A 16959-nucleotide genomic window follows, 5' to 3' on the forward strand; every position below is an offset into this window, starting at 1 on the left:
ATACTTTTTATTCATAAACTGCACGTGCACCACCGATTAACTTTGGTCTCGACTTCGCTAACGTTACGTGGGCACTTCCTAAGCTTTTGCTAGAGCAACGTACAGGTACGGCTACATGCTTAATATGCATCCCAATAAAGGTGTCACCTATATCAATTCCCGCATCCGCCGTTATGTGCTCGACCAACACCGGATCACTGAACTGCTTATATGCGTAAGTTGCCATGGCTCCACCGGCCTGATGTGCTGGAATAGCATGAACCACTTCCAAGTTTTTTCGATGTGCTACCTCTCTCTCTACAACTAAAGCACGATTTAGGTGCTCACAGCATTGAAAAGCAAGCTGTATTCCTGTTTCTTCTTTAAATTGGTGGAGAGCATTATAAATCGATGTAGCAACTTCAAAAGTTCCCGATGTTCCAATCCGTTGGCCAATTACTTCACTCGTACTGCAACCAACAACGAAAAGATCGTTGGTTTGCAATGATGCCTGCGATTGAAAATCAGTTAAAATAGTCTGCAGTTCGTTTTGAAGGTTCTCCTGCAACGTAGTCATCTCCTTTTTCATTTAACGCTGTTTCCATTATTGTACACCAAAACAAAAAAAACCAAATAGCGTAGACTATCTGGTCAAAGTTTAAATCGTTGAATGGTACTGTTTAATTGAGCAGCTTGCTCTGCAAGACTCTTCGTAACAGAATCGATTTGTTGAATGAGCGTTGTTTGTTCTTCGGTTGCTGCGCTTACTTCTTCAGCTCCTGCCGATGTTTCCTCCGCAATTGCTGCTACTTCCTGTGACTGCTCTGATGTTTCCTGAATCGTGTGCATCTGCTTATCGACCATTTCGGTAATATGATCAACCGCACCTGCCACCTGTAGCACGGAGTTCGTCATTTCTTCAAAGCCCTTTGTCGTTTCGCTTCCTTTATGAGCTTCTTTATTTGCTGCTTGTACTTGATCAGTAATTTGATGTACAACCGTTTTTACTTCATGCTGAATGCTATGAATGAGTTCTGTGATACCTTGAACAGCTTTCGCGCTTTCATCTGCAAGTTTTCGAACTTCATCTGCGACAACTGCAAATCCTTTGCCATGCTCACCTGCTCTTGCTGCTTCAATGGATGCGTTCAGCGCAAGTAAATTTGTTTGTCCAGCAATATCACCCACTAAGCCGATGATGTTCTCGACTTGCTTTGCGTTTGTTTCTAGACGATGCACGGACTCTAGCGACTGCTGATTGTTATCTGCTAGGAGACGCACTCCGTCAATTAGTGATTGTGTGGCAACTTTATTTTGATCAAGCGTCCCTACCATTAGTTGAGACAGCGTCTTAGACAAGTGTGCTTTTTCTCTCACTTCTTCAGCAAGAGAGATGACACGACCAACCGAGTCAGACGTTTCTTGAATAGCCACGGCAGAAGACTCTGCGCCTTTTGATATTTCATTTATCGTACGATTAATCGTTTCGGCCTGAAGGGAAGCATCCTCTACAGAGTTCGAAATATGTAGAACCGTATGATTGGTCGTCTCAAAGTTATCGTTAATCTTTCCAACCATTTCACGCAGGTTCGAAAGCATGGCGTTAAATGCTAATCCTAACGAACGAATTTCATCATCAACCTTTGAAACCTTCACGTCTTCATTAATGATACCTTGAGCCGCTTTTAGTGCTACACGCTCTACTTCCTGTAGTGGCTTAATAATAAATCCAGCTGCGACATAGGCTAGCAACGCCGACCACATCATTCCAAGACAAAGTGTTCCGATTGTAAATGCCTTTTCACTGAACCATTGATCCACAAAAGGATAAACGATATATAGAAAGAACACACTAGTGGAATACGTAATAAAAGCAAGTATTGACGTAAATAATACTAACCGCAATCGCAAACTAAACTTATATTTTCTTTTCTCCTCCATAATGACCCCTCGATTTATATGATTTTTTCTCCTAACTTATCGATTAGTTCGTTGAGCTCTTCTAGCGTATAACGATAGATTGATAAGCTTCCACCAAAAGGATCTGCAATATCCTCTTTTATTCCTTGAACATATTCTTTTAACGTAAACGTTTTTTCAATCGCTCTCGGTGATTGAGCCACAACCATTTGCTTGTGACTTTCTCCCATTGTCAGAATATGCGTTGCCCAATTGATCAATTCAAGATCTAACACTTGTGAGGAGTGCTGATGACTAATTCCTTTTTCTAAAAGGGCTTCCGTTGCTTGAGTAGATGCTGAACTGCCATTGGCTGCAAATACCCCAGCTGATTTCACTTCAACATTAGGAAGTTTTTTTGCTTTTAATAGTGCTTCCGCCATTGGGCTTCTGCACGTATTACCTGTACAAACAAATAGAATTTTTTTCACAAAAAATCCTCCTTTGGAAATAATTATAAAACAAAAGTAGTAAAAAAGTAACAGAAAATAAAAAGGTGTCGTAAAAGAGTCATAATTACTCTCTAGGACACCTTCTACTATATCTTCTATTATAACTGAAACTTCACGAGGTAAACATCTTGATGCTTCACTTAAAAGGGCAACAAAAGTTTAATTCCAAATGCTAATAGAATACTTCCACCGAGTGCTTCGCTATACGAACCTAACCAACCTTGAACGCGTCTTCCTAGAAGCAAGCCAGTCCATGTTAATACCATGCTCATAATTCCAAACAAGGCAATGGTTAGCGCTGTTCTCGCACCAAAGATTCCTAAGCTAAGACCTACAGAAAAACTATCTAAGCTAACACTTAACGCAAAGACAATCAGACCGAATCCGACAGGCTTGATCAGTGACTCTTCCCCTTTTTTAAAGGAAGCATAAATCATTTGTCCACCCAGCAAAAAGAGAAGAATTCCACCTGCATATGTAGCAAACATCCCGAACTTGTCAGAAAGAACGCGTCCGATGATCATTCCAACTAGAGGCATCCAGATATGAAAAAAACCAATCGTGACCCCAATTAAAAAGATTTGTCGCGTGCGCAGTTTAATTAAACCCATGCCTAATCCAACGGAAAAAGCATCCATTCCTAAAGCAAAAGCCATAATTAATAAAGTTAAAATTTCATTAATAAGTGACGACATAATTATTATAAACCCCCTCGGACGTGCCTATTTCACTTTATGCATTCCGAAAAAGGTTTAGAAGAAAAGTTTTAAAAAAGTCCTTCCCACCACGGAAAGGACTTTAATACTGTTATTCGCTTATGACATGGTGACCCGCAGCTTTGATTAGTCGGTTCATAATAGCTTGTCCGACTCCCTCTACCGGGAAGCTTTCGCTTAAAATTGTATCAACATCATATTCATTAAATGAGCGCAGAACGTGATAAAGATCATGGGCAACCGTTGCCAGATCCTCACGCTTTCCGCAACAAATAATTTGATCTGCCTGATAATAGGCTTTGTTTTCATCAGTTGTGAGTACTCCTACCTTTTTACCAGACTGCTGATACTCATTTATTTTCTTTTGCAGAAATTCCTTACTTCCATCTACGATTAATAGCGGTGCATCAGGCGCGTAATGCGTGTACTTCATCCCCGGAGATTTCGGTGCCTCTCCTTCTTTCAATAAAGCAGGATCAACTAATACCTCACCTACTACGCTTTCTAACTGTTCCCTTGTTACGCCACCTGGTCTGAAAATGACGGGTATTTCCGTTGTGCAATCCACCACGGTGGATTCTACACCTACTCCCGTCGCTCCTCCATCGACAATTCCGCTGACTCGACCGTCCAAATCTTGGATGACGTGCTGAGCAGTAGTCGGGCTTGGCTTTCCAGAAAGGTTCGCACTTGGTGCTGCGATTGGCAGATTTGCCTCTTTAATAAGCGCAAGAGCAATCGGATGATCAGGCATACGTACCCCTACGGTTGAAAGCCCCGCAGTTACCTTATCCGACAATCCTTCTTTCTTCTTTAAAATAATGGTCAACGGTCCTGGCCAAAAAGCTTCCATTAAACGTAACGCATGATCTGGAACTTCCTCAATAAAATCATCTAGCTGAGACTGTTCGGCAATGTGGACAATGAGCGGATTGTCGCTTGGTCGGCCTTTCGCTGAGAAAATTTTATCCACAGCCTGATCCGACGTCGCATCAGCCCCTAGACCATATACAGTTTCCGTAGGAAAAGCCACAACTTCTCCCTGTTTGAGTAACATTGATGCTTCTACTAATTGTGGATAACTTTCATGCTTCGTTTCAGATTTATCCACAATCCACAATTTTGTTTTCAACATTTCCAGCTCCTACCTACTAAGATATTACGACTCACAATACCTGTAACTTCTACTGATTGTAATACAATTTGACTAAAAGGACAAAATTATCCCAAGAAAAAGAAAAAATATCCACAAATTGTGGATAATATTCAAAATATAGTGGATAACTTTGTGGATATTATCTTTTTATACAGAATACTTCATATAATAAAAGATATCCCCAGTCGGTGAACCCTCTACTTTTATCTTTTCTTTAATATCCACAGCCACATCGTTACTTTCGACTTCAGCAAAGTGAAAGAGCTTAAAAAATGGAATTGCCGAACCCGTACTTGTAACGAGGTAAATATCTCTCATGTTCTTGCTGTGAATAAATTCAACCATTGCACTGAATAAATGAATAATTCCTTGCTGCGTGGCATCACTAGACATCACTAAGGAACGTAAAAGCGCATCTTCCCCGCATGGCTGAAAGGAAATCGTCGCTAACAGCTCCCCACGATCGTTTTCCATAATGATAAAACGATCAATCGCTTCTTTTACGTTCGTTTTTCCAACTACCGCTCTTTGCAAAAACTGTTCAATCAGCTGAATGTCTTGTTTTGTGGCGTGACGAATCGTTTCTGGCATTGTTCTCCCCCTCATCTTTCCTTCTAGTTTTTAATCTATGAAGAAAGGTGACAAATAGAACTAGTACTAGAGTTTATGGCCACATTTTTGATACCCATTCGACAACAAAAAATTTCACTTTGACTTCTTTTGGATCTTCTGGCTCTTTCGTATCAACAAACGAAGTCTTCTTAACCTTGTGTTTTACAGGCTTTTCAACTTCCTTTTCTTCCGGTTGTTGAACATCCTCTTCTGTTTTACTAGCAAAGGACTGGCCCGCATCACTTGCTTCTGTCACAGTACTCTCAGTTGGATGAGCATCATCTTTCACATTCGACGGCTTATATTCACCTGAAGGATCTTGCACAGCTGCGCCATTTGAGAAATCAAGAAAGCATAAAGGAGGAAATAGAACGCACCACCAGTTTGCTCCTTCACCTTTTCCAAGTGTGACTAAAATTGCTTCATACTTACCTGCAGGATATAAAAACTGTCCATACAACTTTGTTGGAAAACGAACTGTACCGAACTTTACATGAACAGACTGCTTTACCTGTTGCTCTTTTAATACACGCTCTGCTATTGCCTGTATTTCTGGCAAATGACTTTTAATGACCTTACGTGCTTCTTCAATAGATGTCAGGTCTTGTACCCATTTTGTAATTTCAATATTGACTTGATCGCGAATTAATCGCTTTACGCGCTGATCATTTTCGTCGTCACTGTTTGCTAAAATACGTAATCGAATAGCTTCGTCCGGAATAACGACCGGCTCTTCTGCTTGAACTGGCTGACTGCTATATAATAAATTAAAATTCGCTCCTACTAATAGTAAAAGAAAAAATATAATCACGTGTTTTTTCATTTGTTCATCCACCCCTTATAAGAGCAGTATGACCAAAACACGACTATACTAAACTAGCAATTTCCACGAATATGGAAATCTTTTAATTTCTTTTAAAAATAGTATTTCGCAGAACTTAATGAAGCTCTGCAAATACCATTCGATCTTTTTGATTGATATCATATACAACGCGCACATCAGCTTTTGTAAATGTAGCACGCAGCATTTCCGCCACGACTTCCGCTTGACCTGCCCCCACCTCAAACGCAACGATTCCATTTGAATTTAACACCTGAGGAAGCTCATTCATAAAACGTCGATAAAAGTCTAAACCGTCCTGACCACCCGCGAGCGCGCGCAGTGGCTCATGGTCCTTCACGACCGTTGACAATGTTTCCACCTCAAGATCAGGAATGTAAGGAGGGTTTGATACAACAATATCAACCTTTTCTCCGCGTTGAATAATTGGTTGCAATAAATCACCTTCGTAAAAGCGAACCGCTGCGCCTAAATCGCGCGCATTTTTTTCTGCGACTTCTAATGAAGCCTTTGCGATATCAACGGCACTCACTTTAGCTTGTGGTATTTCAAGAGCTAGACTAATCGCAATTGCGCCGCTTCCCGTTCCAATATCGACAATCGATGGATGCTGAAATTTGTTTTTGGCTCTTTCAATAACACCGTACACCAACTCTTCTGTTTCCGGCCGAGGAATTAACACTTCCTTATTCACGGAAAATACGCGGCCATAAAATTCTTCGTATCCAATTAAGTATTGAACAGGGATTCCGTTCGTGTGTTTGGAAAGATCGGCTAAAAATTGCTCTCTTATAAGCGGATCGATCTCATCGTGAAGAGAAGCTAATAGCTGTGAGCGGCTCATCTTCAAATGATGCTTCAGTAGCAGTTCCCCTGCATTTTCGTCGCGCCCGTGTGCCTTCAAAAAAGAAGAAGCCCAGTTGAGGGCTTCAAATATTTTTACAAATGAAGCTTCCATGATTAAGCTTGCTCCATTCGTTGAGCTTGATCTTCTAAAATCAATGCTTCGACAACTTCGTCAAGTTTCCCTTGAAGAATTTGATCAAGCTTTTGAATTGTTAAACCAATACGGTGGTCCGTTACACGGTTTTGTGGGAAATTATACGTACGAATACGCTCAGAACGATCTCCCGTTCCAACAGCTTGTTTACGCGTTTGATCATATTCCGCCTGTGCCTCACGTTGGAATTTATCGTATACACGCGCACGAAGGACCTTCATCGCTTTTTCTTTGTTTTTGATTTGGGATTTTTCATCCTGGCAGGATACGACGGTGTTTGTTGGAAGATGCGTTAAGCGTACAGCCGACATTGTCGTATTAACACTTTGTCCTCCTGGGCCACTTGATGCGAACGTGTCCACACGAATATCTTTCTCATGAATTTGAACTTCCACTTCCTCTGCCTCAGGAAGAACGGCTACTGTCGAAGTAGAAGTATGAATACGTCCACCAGATTCTGTTTCAGGAACACGTTGTACACGATGAGCTCCATTTTCAAACTTCAATTTTGAAAAGGCACCTTTACCCGTAATCATAAAGATAATCTCTTTATATCCGCCCACTCCCGTCGAGTTTGCTTCCATCACTTCCGTTTTCCAGCCTTGAGCTTCTGCATAACGCGAGTACATACGATACAAGTCACCAGCAAATAACGCTGCTTCGTCCCCGCCTGCTGCTCCGCGAATCTCCATAATTACGTTTTTATCGTCATTCGGATCTTTCGGAATTAATAGGATATGTAAACGTTCCTCGAGCTGTTCTTTTTGTTCTTCAAGCTCAGAAATTTCTTCTTTCACCATGTCACGCATTTCAGCATCTAAGCCTTCTTCTAGCATTGACTTTGCTTCAGCATATTGCTCAGAAATTTCCTTATATTCTCTGTACGTATCGACAGTTTCTTGTATATCAGACTGTTCTTTCGAATATTCTCTTAATTTAGATGGATTACTCACGATTCCAGGATCGCTGAGAAGTTCATTCAATTTCTCATAGCGAGCTTCTACTGCTTGTAAACGATCAAACACACCATTCACCTCATTTTTTGTCCATAACATTCTAATTATAGTATAAGGTCAGGGGGGAGGTCAAAAGCATTTTCCCTTTGACATGGACGTATTCCACCCCATTTTCCAAAAATAAAAAGGTAGCTCAATGCACGTATGTACTACAGCATGAAACTACCTATGTTGGCTTAAAACACCTATTAATTACTCATTCCATTTTCAACGACTAGCTTTTTTCCCTCAGAAGGCTTGTTTTTCACCACGTGACAGTGACGGCATCGTGGCTCATACGATTCTGAAGCTCCTACTAAGATAATCGGATCATCATAAGAAGCAGGTTGTCCATTGATTAAACGCTGTGTACGGCTTGCGGGTGATCCGCATGCTGCACAAACAGCTTGAAGCTTTGTAACTGTTTCAGCGAGCGCCATAAGTGCTGGAACATGTCCAAATGGCTCGCCTTTGAAGTCTTGGTCTAGTCCTGCTACAATCACACGTTTCCCTTGAGCGGCTAATTCTTCTACCACTTCCACAATATTCTCATCAAAGAATTGAACTTCATCGATTGCGACAACCTCGGTGTCAGTTTCCGTGCGTTCTAAAATCGCTAGAGAAGATTCAACAGGATATGCTAATACTGATGTACCGTTATGAGAAACGACAGACTCTTCACTATATCGATTATCAATCGCTGGTTTGAATACCTGCGCTTTTTGTTTGGCGAATTGCGTTCGGCGCACTCGACGAATTAATTCTTCTGATTTGCCCGAAAACATACTCCCACAAATTACCTCAACCCAACCGCTTTGTTTCATCACATACATGCTGCGGGACTCTCCCTTCCTCATAGTTCCAATTGAGCAAACACTATATCGGTTTACTCTAACGGACACTAAGTCTCTTCTGCAGAGGCTCACTGTCCGTTAGAATCCTTCGATCTCTTTTCCTTTGTTCGGTTAGCGTTTCCTCAAATCCAACATCCATACTAGTTAACGTAAAGAAGTAAAAAACAGGCAAGCGACTAGTACCCTTGCCTGTTTTTCTGATATACGGATTATTACTTGATACCGTATTTCTTGTTAAATTTATCAACGCGACCACCAGCATCCGCGAATTTTTGACGACCTGTGTAGAATGGATGGCATTCAGAACATACCTCAACGCGTAATTCCTCTTTCACAGAACCCGTTTCGAATTCGTTACCGCAAGCGCATTTCACCATAACTTTTTTGTAGTTTGGATGAATTCCTGATTTCATGATTTCATCTCCTTCCGCCCTGAATCTTTTGAAACAGAGTTATATTGAAAGCATATATGAAAACTACAACGATCTTTTCACCTTCACATACACTTAGCTAATACACACATGATGAAATTATAACAAGGGATGGGTTCTTTTGCAACCATCTCTTTCATACAATTTCATTCGCATGAAAAAAGCCGATATACACATACTACCATTAACGCTTGCTCGCCGCCACCGCTTTTCGTTCTTCATCTAAAATACGGAAGAATTCATCATTTGTTTTCGTTTGACGTAAACGACGAAGGAATTTTTCCGCAAAGTCTGGCGCATCAGCCATCGTTTTGCGAATTGCCCACAGATGGTCAAGATGCTCTTTCGGAATAAGAAGCTCTTCTTTACGTGTTCCGGAACGACGAATATCAATCGCTGGGAAGATACGTTTTTCAGCAAGTGAACGATCAAGGTGAAGCTCCATGTTACCTGTTCCTTTGAACTCCTCATAAATCACGTCATCCATACGAGAACCTGTGTCTACAAGAGCCGTTGCAAGGATTGTTAAGCTTCCACCCTCTTCAATGTTACGAGCAGCACCGAAGAAACGTTTTGGACGGTGGAATGCAGCAGGGTCAATCCCCCCTGATAACGTACGTCCACTTGGTGGAATGACCAAGTTATAGGCACGAGCTAGACGAGTGATGCTATCCATAAGGATGATCACGTCTTTTTTATGTTCAACTAAACGCATCGCACGCTCAAGCACAAGCTCCGCTACTTTGATGTGGTTTTCTGGCACTTCATCAAACGTAGAGCTGACAACATCTCCTTCAACAGAACGTTCAATATCTGTTACTTCTTCCGGACGTTCGTCAATAAGCAACACGATTAATTCTGCTTCTGGATGATTGGTTGTAATGCTATTGGCAATCTCTTTTAATAGAATCGTTTTACCCGCTTTTGGAGGAGCAACGATTAAACCACGTTGTCCAAATCCAATTGGCGCAATAACATCGATAATACGAGTAGAAAGATTTCTTGGTTCCGTCTCTAAAACCATGTGACGATTAGGATAAATAGGTGTTAACCCAGGAAAATGAACACGTTCCTTCGCAGATTCAGGATCATCTCCATTTACTGCTTCTACATGTAACAAACCATAGTAACGCTCATTTTCTTTTGGAGGACGAACTTTACCAGATACCTTATCTCCGTTTCGCAAATCGAAGCGACGAATTTGTGAAGCAGAAATATAAATATCTTCGGAGCTAGGTGAATAGTTAATTGGACGAAGGAAACCAAAGCCCTCTGACTGGATAATTTCCAGTACACCTTCCATAAATAACAGTCCATCTTGCTCTGCTTGCGCTTTTAAAATGGCAAAAATAAGTTCTTTTTTTGTTAATTTACTATAATACGAAATTTTATACTCACGAGCATGTTCGTATAGCTCTTTTAACTTCATGTTTTCTAAATTGGATAATGTTAAACTCATTACAGCACCACGCTTTATATAGTTCTTTTCCTACCATATGGAATTTTACTTAACGTTAAGAAACGATATGGATGGAATTCATATTTGTGAAGATGGAGAAGGTAGTCTTGAAGTAATATAAGTAGATACTCTATCAGTTGTATAGCAATTTATATTCTAACCCTTTTCTATCTTTTTAATCAATAGCTTTTTATGTCAATTATTGAAGCGCTTTACATAAGTATCAATAACATCGAAAAACATTATAAACCGGATGAATCCAAAAAGACAAGCTATAAAAAAAGACAAGAGCGTGAAAAACATTAAAGAATGGATAAAAGTGTTAATAGAAAGGAGGAATACGTAAAGGATCGTTCTATGAAAATGCTCTATGAAGACGCCTTTCTATAGGCTAGTGTGGGTAAATGAAGACTTCTTTTTAGAGCGGAATTCCGCTCTAAAAAGAAGTGACCAAACTTCCAAAGCCTGTTTTATTTTATTACGAAGGTTTAATAACCAAATTCGGTTTTTTCTTTAAGCTGTGACGTCCATCGACAAACCGGACTGTCCCAGATTTTGCGCGCATAACAAGGGAATGAGTCGTTCCAACAGAACCTTTAAACTGCACGCCTTTTAATAACTCCCCGTCCGTTACACCTGTAGCGGCAAAGATGGCGTCATCTCCTTTTACGAGATCCTCCATATAAAAGACACGCGTGATATCCGCGATCCCCATCTCTTTGCAGCGCTGCAATTCCTCATCCGTTTGCGGAAGAAGCTTACCTTGCAGCTCACCACCTAAGCATTTCAGAGCCACGGCTGCAATTACACCCTCAGGCGCTCCACCTGAGCCAAATAGAATGTCAACGCCGGTATGATCAAATGCTGTATTGATTGCACCCGCTACGTCTCCATCGTTAATCAACTTGATGCGTGCACCAGCTTCGCGAATTTGAGCAATAATATGCTCATGACGTGGACGATTTAAAACCGTTGCCACAATGTCCTCTACGTCCTTATTTTTCGCTTTCGCAACCGCACGTAGGTTATCAATGACCGGTGCATTAATATCGATTGTTCCTACCGCCTCTGGACCTACAGCGATTTTATCCATATACATGTCAGGAGCATGTAACAAATTGCCGTGATCGGCAATCGCTAAAACCGCTAAGGCGTTCCACCCTCCTGAAGCGACAATATTTGTCCCCTCAAGCGGATCAACTGCAACGTCAACACGAGGACCATAGCCGTTCCCTAGCTTTTCACCAATGTATAGCATCGGCGCCTCGTCCATTTCTCCCTCACCAATCACAACCGTCCCTTTCATCGGAATGGTATCAAATACATCACGCATAGCTGATGTCGCTGCATCATCAGCTTCATCTTTTTTCCCGCGACCCATCCATCTTGCAGATGCTAGTGCTGCTGCTTCCGTTACTCGAACTAATTCCATCGATAAGCTTCGTTCCATGATCTACGTCCCCCTGCTGTGTTTCACATTTTATTTTCCACCACGATACAATGAATACGCTACCACAAAATCACGATTTAATCAGCATGATAATTTTTACCACCCGTTGTTTTCATTCAGGAACGTCAAAAATTAGCACGTACTAGGTAGAAGCGATGATAACGAATTACCACCGCTTGTTTACCGTTTAGGAATTTTGAAATTGTTCAATTTCACTATCGGTCATACGTTCACGCCAAATGACAGCGCCAAGACCTGAGAGCTTGTCTACTAAGTGACTATACCCACGATCAATGTGCTCAAGACCCGTCACTTCTGTAATTCCTTTGGCCATTAATCCCGCTGTGACTAGAGCAGCCCCTGCACGCAGGTCAGAAGCCTTCACCTTGGCTCCCTGAAGCTGAGTAGGACCATTAATAATGGCTGATCTTCCTTCTACTTTAATGGTCGCATTCATTCTACGCAATTCGTCAATATGCTTGAACCTTGCACCATAAATCGTATCCGTTACAACGCTTGTACCTGTAGCCCTTGTTAAAAGGGAGGTAAATGGCTGTTGTAGGTCGGTTGGAAATCCTGGATAGACAAGAGTCTTAATATCCACAGCCTTAAAATCACGATTTCCCATGACTAAAATTTGATCTGAGCTTGTTTCAATCTTCACGCCCATTTCTCTCATTTTGGCAATAATCGATTCAATGTGCTGAGGTATCACATTATCAATTACAACCCTTTCTCCCGCTCCAGCTGCCATAATCATGAATGTCCCTGCTTCAATACGATCCGGAATAATTGAGTGGCGACAACCTCGTAGCTCATCTACCCCATCGATACGAATAACGTTCGTACCCGCTCCTTTAATGCGAGCGCCCATGTTGGTAAGTAACGTTGCCACATCAATAATTTCTGGTTCTTTGGCGGCATTTTCAATAATCGTTTGGCCTTTAGCCCTCACAGCCGCTAACATGATATTGATCGTCGCACCCACGCTCACAACATCCAAATAAATCCGTGCCCCTCGTAGCTCATCAGCACGCAAGTAAATAGCACCTTGCTCATTCGTTACTTGAGCCCCAAGTGCTTCAAAACCTTTAATATGCTGATCGATTGGGCGTGGTCCTAAATGACATCCACCAGGAAGACCCACAACAGCTTTATTAAAGCGACCTAGCATGGCCCCCATGAGATAATAGGACGCGCGAAGCTTTTTAACCTTTCCACTCGGCAACGGCATGGCAACCATTTTCGATGGATCAACGGTTAGTTCTCCACTCTCAAATGATACTTGTCCACCTATTTCTTCAATCAAATCTGATAAAATTTGCACATCAGATATATCTGGCAATCCTTCAATCGTTACAGGAGAATTAGCTAGAATTGTAGCGGGAATCAGAGCAACAGCACTGTTTTTAGCTCCACTTACTCGTATAGTCCCGTTTAATGGTACTCCACCTTGTATTTTTAGCTTTTCCATTTGCGTCTCCCTTCTAGCGAAGATGATTATTGTCGTAAGCGCCTCTTTTAACTACCATAAGGAATTTTATACCAGTTAACATTCTGAGATGTATGGCTAGTTTTCTTTATTATCTAATAGTTTACACGAAAAAGAAAATTTCATGTACAAAAAGTCGATTTTTTTCAAAAAATAGCCAACATATATGAAAAAGACGCCTCGTTGTTCAAGCTCAATGTGAGAGTATGAACAACAAGGGCGTCTTTTTATACACTATCGAAATGCTCTATTCATCTTTAAACCACGCTAAAAGTGCTACATTCGATTAACTTATACCGTACGTTTTTCCCAGTCTTCTAAAAACTTTTGAATACCCGCTTCTGTTAATGGATGATGGAAAAGTTGCATAATGACTTTATAAGGTACAGTGGCAATATGAGCGCCTCTTAATGCTGCTTCAGTGATATGCAGAGGGTGTCTAATAGAAGCCGCAATAATTTCTGTTTCAATGTTATGAACTAAAAAGATCTCTGCAATTTGAGAGATTAAGTCCAGGCCGTCTTGACCAATATCATCTAATCTTCCTAAGAAAGGTGATACGTATGTAGCGCCTGCACGTGCAGCTAAAAGAGCCTGATTCGCAGAGAAAATAAGCGTTACATTCGTTTTGATTCCTAGCTCAGAGAATGTTTTAACTGCTTTTAATCCGTCTGGTGTCATTGGAACTTTTACCGTAATGTTCGGTGCAATCTCTGCTAGTTTCTTACCTTCTTCAATCATTCCTTCGGCTTCTAATGAAATAACCTCAGCACTTACAGATCCAGGAACTAAATCTGTAATTTCTTTTAAACGATCTTCAAAAGAGATTTTCTCTTTTGCTACTAAACTTGGATTTGTTGTTACACCTGCTAAAACCCCTAATGCATGTGCTTCTTTAATTTCGTCTAAATTGGCTGTGTCGATAAAAAATTTCATCCTAAATCCTCCCTAAAATGAATGATATCTATGTTTTACCTTTTAAACAGTAAGGTGAAACAGCAATTATCTACAATAAGATCTTCCCCTAAGGAATATATTAACACTAAACGATTGATTACAGGGATTATCCGGCTCATATCAAGCTCAAAGCTTCAAATGAAACGTATAGTCGAGAAGGTTCCCTCTGTCAAAAACGTTTTGTTGTCATTGGTTAGTGAAACTTTCTAGTGAGGAAATAAAACGTTTGACAATAGGGTGTTATCTTTTAAAAAAGATGAGTAAATAGAACAAAACCGCCAAACATAAATGCTAGGCGGTTTCGGTTAATGTCTATTAAGCTTTGTTTGAAGAACCGAATTCACGCATTTTACCGATTACAGTCGCTTTAATTGCTTCGCGAGCTGGTCCTAGGTATTTACGTGGATCGTATACTTCAGCGTCTGCAGCTAATACTTCACGTACAGCTTTAGCAGATGCGATTTGGTTTTCAGTATTAACGTTGATTTTAGCTGTTCCTAAAGAAACAGATTTTTGGATATCTTTTGTTGGGATACCAGTACCACCGTGTAATACTAATGGAAGACCAGTAGCTTTACCGATTTCTTCCATTTCAGCGAATCCAAGGTTTGGTTCACCTTTGTAAGGACCGTGAACAGATCCTAATGCTGGAGCAAGGCAGTCGATGCCAGTGCGTTTAACAAGCTCTTCGCACTCTTTAGCGTCAGCGTAGATTACGCCTTCTGCTACTACATCATCTTCTTGTCCACCAACTGTTCCTAATTCAGCCTCAACTGAAACACCTTTAGAGTGAGCGTATTCTACTACTTTAGAAGTAGTTTCAACGTTCTCTTCGAATGGGTGGTGAGAAGCATCAATCATTACAGATGTGAAACCTGCATCGATTGCTTCTTTACATTTGTCAAAGCTTGAACCGTGGTCTAAGTGAATAGCCACTGGAACTGTGATTTTGAAGTCTTCGATAAGACCTTCTACCATTTTCACAACTGTTTTGAAGCCGCCCATGTAACGAGCTGCACCTTCAGAAACCCCTAGGATTACTGGAGATTTTTCTTCTTCAGCTGCTTGAAGAATCGCTTGAGTGAACTCAAGGTTATTTAAGTTGAACTGACCTACTGCATAGCCTTCTGCTTTTGCTTTGTTAAGCATTTCTGTCATTGATACTAAAGGCATCGTGGAATCCTCCTTAACATAAGCCATTGACGCTACTTTTTTTAAGTGCTTGACCTAAACTAGTATGCGCATGGATGAGTGTTTTCATGTAATATGACTAATATATTTAATCAACCAATTGGCTCACTAAATAGTTTCACAGTACATAGGATACCAACTAATGCAAAAAACAGCAACATTTTTAAACCAGATAACGAAAATTGTTTACGTAAACGTCTCGTTTTTACATTTTGACCGGAATGTATTTTTTAATTGCTTGGCGAATTTCATCAATGTCAAACGGCTTCGCAAAATGCGTTAACGCACCTAGGTCTTTGGCCTCCTGAATCATGTCCAACTCACCATAAGCCGTCATAATAATGACCTTAATCGCAGGATCAATTTCCTTCAAACGCTTTAAAATTTCAATTCCATCCATTCCAGGAATTTTCATATCCAATAATACTAAGTCAGGTGATTCTCTTTGTGTAATCTCAATCGCTTGAAATCCATTTGCTGCCTGAAATGATTGGTATCCTTCCTTCTGAAGAACCTCTGTTAACAAAATTCGAATCCCATACTGGTCATCTACCACTAAAATTTTCTCTTTCAATGCAATCCCACCTCTTCATATTTTCCCATTATGCATCTCTAACTCGTTTAGTTCGACTAAAAATGAAAAAAACCTTCTTTTCTCACATCGTATTATATTTTCCATTTATTCGTCTAGATGAACGAACTTTCGTCAGTGTAGTTTTTTAGAGAGCATCTTTCTTTAAAAAGAAATGGCCTTCAATTTCCATCTGGTAAGAAGTCTATTTTTACTATCTCCTATGTTTGCTTTATAATGACTATCAGAAGAAAATTGTCTAAGAACAGAAAGGTGATTATTCACATGCTTAAAATATTTACAACTCAGCTCAGCGGGTATTTTAAACGCATTGAGGAAAAAGAGGAATTTAATATAGAAGATGCCGCTCGCCTTTTATCTCAGGCCATCGTAGGTGACGGAAATGTGTATGTGTACGGCGCAAGAGAAATGAAAAGCGTTATGTTTGAAGCACTTGAAAGTGAAGAGCCCTTGCAAGGAGCTAAACCGCTCTTAACGATGGAAAATCTAGATAACGTTACGCCAGCTGATCGCGTGCTGCTTGTTTCGCGTTTTTCAGATGACCAGGAGTCCATCATTATTGCAAAAAAACTAGCAGAAAAATCAATCCCTCTAGTTGGCATGTCAGCGCTCAGAGCTTCTGAAGATGAAACACTTGATCAAGTCGTAGATGTGCATATTGATACAAAATTAACGAAGCCGCTCATCCCTGACGAGGAAGGAAATCGCTACGGTTTCCCTGCAGTGATGACAAGCCTGTATGCGTATTATGCCGTTTCTCTAACGATGAAAGAAATTATAAGTGAATATGAATAATAAAAGCCGGGCAGCGAGTGCCCGGCTT

18 protein-coding genes are annotated in these 16959 nt (G+C 40.7%); 1 reads left to right on the forward strand and 17 read right to left on the reverse strand.

Annotated elements, in window-relative coordinates; genetic code table 11:
- Positions 1-7: 7 nt before the first annotated feature.
- The 17 genes from AMD01_RS22685 to AMD01_RS22765 all read right to left on the reverse strand — a co-directional run bounded on the left by AMD01_RS22685 (position 8) and on the right by AMD01_RS22765 (position 16118).
- A complete protein-coding gene (locus tag AMD01_RS22685; protein ID WP_053403839.1) occupies positions 8-556 on the reverse strand; it encodes a TIGR01440 family protein in 549 nt (182 codons plus the stop codon).
- A 74-nt stretch (positions 557-630) separates the two neighbouring features.
- A complete protein-coding gene (locus AMD01_RS22690; protein ID WP_053403727.1) occupies positions 631-1920 on the reverse strand; it encodes a methyl-accepting chemotaxis protein in 1290 nt (429 codons plus the stop codon).
- Positions 1921-1934: 14 nt separating this feature from the next.
- Positions 1935-2369 (reverse strand): low molecular weight protein arginine phosphatase, encoded by a 435-nt coding sequence (locus AMD01_RS22695; protein ID WP_083446672.1) that lies wholly within the window; start codon positions 2367-2369, stop codon positions 1935-1937.
- Positions 2370-2530: 161 nt separating this feature from the next.
- Positions 2531-3085 (reverse strand): manganese efflux pump MntP, encoded by a 555-nt coding sequence (locus AMD01_RS22700; RefSeq protein ID WP_053403728.1) that lies wholly within the window; start codon positions 3083-3085, stop codon positions 2531-2533.
- Between the two features lie 112 nt (positions 3086-3197).
- Positions 3198-4238 (reverse strand): L-threonylcarbamoyladenylate synthase, encoded by a 1041-nt coding sequence (locus tag AMD01_RS22705; protein ID WP_053403841.1) that lies wholly within the window; start codon positions 4236-4238, stop codon positions 3198-3200.
- Positions 4239-4409: 171 nt separating this feature from the next.
- Complete coding sequence (locus AMD01_RS22710) at positions 4410-4853, reverse strand: GNAT family N-acetyltransferase (RefSeq protein ID WP_053403729.1); 444 nt, start codon at positions 4851-4853, stop codon at positions 4410-4412.
- 73 nt (positions 4854-4926) lie between these two features.
- A complete protein-coding gene (gene spoIIR / locus AMD01_RS22715) occupies positions 4927-5697 on the reverse strand; it encodes a stage II sporulation protein R (RefSeq protein WP_053403730.1) in 771 nt (256 codons plus the stop codon).
- Positions 5698-5812: 115 nt separating this feature from the next.
- Positions 5813-6673 carry a peptide chain release factor N(5)-glutamine methyltransferase gene (gene prmC, locus AMD01_RS22720; protein WP_053403731.1) on the reverse strand — a complete coding sequence of 287 codons (861 nt, stop codon included), beginning with the start codon at positions 6671-6673 and terminating at the stop codon, positions 5813-5815.
- A 2-nt stretch (positions 6674-6675) separates the two neighbouring features.
- Entirely contained in the window at positions 6676-7740 is a 1065-nt protein-coding gene (gene prfA / locus AMD01_RS22725) for a peptide chain release factor 1 (RefSeq protein WP_053403732.1), read from the reverse strand.
- Positions 7741-7919: 179 nt separating this feature from the next.
- Positions 7920-8543, reverse strand: a complete 624-nt coding sequence (locus AMD01_RS22730) for a thymidine kinase (protein ID WP_053403733.1) — start codon at positions 8541-8543, stop codon at positions 7920-7922.
- A gap of 233 nt (positions 8544-8776) precedes the next feature.
- On the reverse strand, positions 8777-8977 hold the full coding sequence (rpmE, locus tag AMD01_RS22735; protein WP_053403734.1) for a 50S ribosomal protein L31: 201 nt from the start codon (positions 8975-8977) through the stop codon (positions 8777-8779).
- 202 nt (positions 8978-9179) lie between these two features.
- Positions 9180-10454 (reverse strand): transcription termination factor Rho, encoded by a 1275-nt coding sequence (rho, locus tag AMD01_RS22740; RefSeq protein WP_053403735.1) that lies wholly within the window; start codon positions 10452-10454, stop codon positions 9180-9182.
- Between the two features lie 478 nt (positions 10455-10932).
- Positions 10933-11904 carry a class II fructose-bisphosphatase gene (gene glpX, locus AMD01_RS22745; protein WP_053403736.1) on the reverse strand — a complete coding sequence of 324 codons (972 nt, stop codon included), beginning with the start codon at positions 11902-11904 and terminating at the stop codon, positions 10933-10935.
- A 187-nt stretch (positions 11905-12091) separates the two neighbouring features.
- Entirely contained in the window at positions 12092-13378 is a 1287-nt protein-coding gene (locus tag AMD01_RS22750; RefSeq protein WP_053403737.1) for a UDP-N-acetylglucosamine 1-carboxyvinyltransferase, read from the reverse strand.
- Positions 13379-13687: 309 nt separating this feature from the next.
- A complete protein-coding gene (fsa, locus tag AMD01_RS22755) occupies positions 13688-14332 on the reverse strand; it encodes a fructose-6-phosphate aldolase (RefSeq protein ID WP_053403738.1) in 645 nt (214 codons plus the stop codon).
- A 336-nt stretch (positions 14333-14668) separates the two neighbouring features.
- Positions 14669-15526, reverse strand: a complete 858-nt coding sequence (locus AMD01_RS22760; RefSeq protein WP_053403739.1) for a class II fructose-bisphosphate aldolase — start codon at positions 15524-15526, stop codon at positions 14669-14671.
- A 223-nt stretch (positions 15527-15749) separates the two neighbouring features.
- Entirely contained in the window at positions 15750-16118 is a 369-nt protein-coding gene (locus AMD01_RS22765) for a response regulator (RefSeq protein WP_053403740.1), read from the reverse strand.
- 282 nt (positions 16119-16400) lie between these two features.
- Here AMD01_RS22765 and AMD01_RS22770 point away from each other — a divergent pair, with 282 nt between their 5' ends.
- Positions 16401-16931, forward strand: coding sequence for a DUF2529 domain-containing protein (locus AMD01_RS22770; RefSeq protein WP_053403741.1), 531 nt, complete (start codon positions 16401-16403; stop codon positions 16929-16931).
- Positions 16932-16959 lie beyond the last annotated feature (28 nt).

Source organism: Priestia koreensis (assembly GCF_001274935.1).
Lineage (GTDB): Bacteria > Bacillota > Bacilli > Bacillales > Bacillaceae_H > Bacillus_AG > Bacillus_AG koreensis.

Coding starts and splice junctions, on each gene's coding strand:
- AMD01_RS22685 (WP_053403839.1), bottom strand. CDS start 556: ATGACTACGTTGCAGGAGAACCTTCAAAACGAACTGCAGACTATTTTA.
- rho (WP_053403735.1), bottom strand. CDS start 10,454: ATGAGTTTAACATTATCCAATTTAGAAAACATGAAGTTAAAAGAGCTA.
- AMD01_RS22760 (WP_053403739.1), bottom strand. CDS start 15,526: ATGCCTTTAGTATCAATGACAGAAATGCTTAACAAAGCAAAAGCAGAA.
- AMD01_RS22750 (WP_053403737.1), bottom strand. CDS start 13,378: ATGGAAAAGCTAAAAATACAAGGTGGAGTACCATTAAACGGGACTATA.
- spoIIR (WP_053403730.1), bottom strand. CDS start 5,697: ATGAAAAAACACGTGATTATATTTTTTCTTTTACTATTAGTAGGAGCG.
- AMD01_RS22690 (WP_053403727.1), bottom strand. CDS start 1,920: ATGGAGGAGAAAAGAAAATATAAGTTTAGTTTGCGATTGCGGTTAGTA.
- AMD01_RS22710 (WP_053403729.1), bottom strand. CDS start 4,853: ATGCCAGAAACGATTCGTCACGCCACAAAACAAGACATTCAGCTGATT.
- AMD01_RS22700 (WP_053403728.1), bottom strand. CDS start 3,085: ATGTCGTCACTTATTAATGAAATTTTAACTTTATTAATTATGGCTTTT.
- fsa (WP_053403738.1), bottom strand. CDS start 14,332: ATGAAATTTTTTATCGACACAGCCAATTTAGACGAAATTAAAGAAGCA.
- glpX (WP_053403736.1), bottom strand. CDS start 11,904: ATGGAACGAAGCTTATCGATGGAATTAGTTCGAGTAACGGAAGCAGCA.
- rpmE (WP_053403734.1), bottom strand. CDS start 8,977: ATGAAATCAGGAATTCATCCAAACTACAAAAAAGTTATGGTGAAATGC.
- prmC (WP_053403731.1), bottom strand. CDS start 6,673: ATGGAAGCTTCATTTGTAAAAATATTTGAAGCCCTCAACTGGGCTTCT.
- AMD01_RS22730 (WP_053403733.1), bottom strand. CDS start 8,543: ATGTATGTGATGAAACAAAGCGGTTGGGTTGAGGTAATTTGTGGGAGT.
- AMD01_RS22770 (WP_053403741.1), top strand. CDS start 16,401: ATGCTTAAAATATTTACAACTCAGCTCAGCGGGTATTTTAAACGCATT.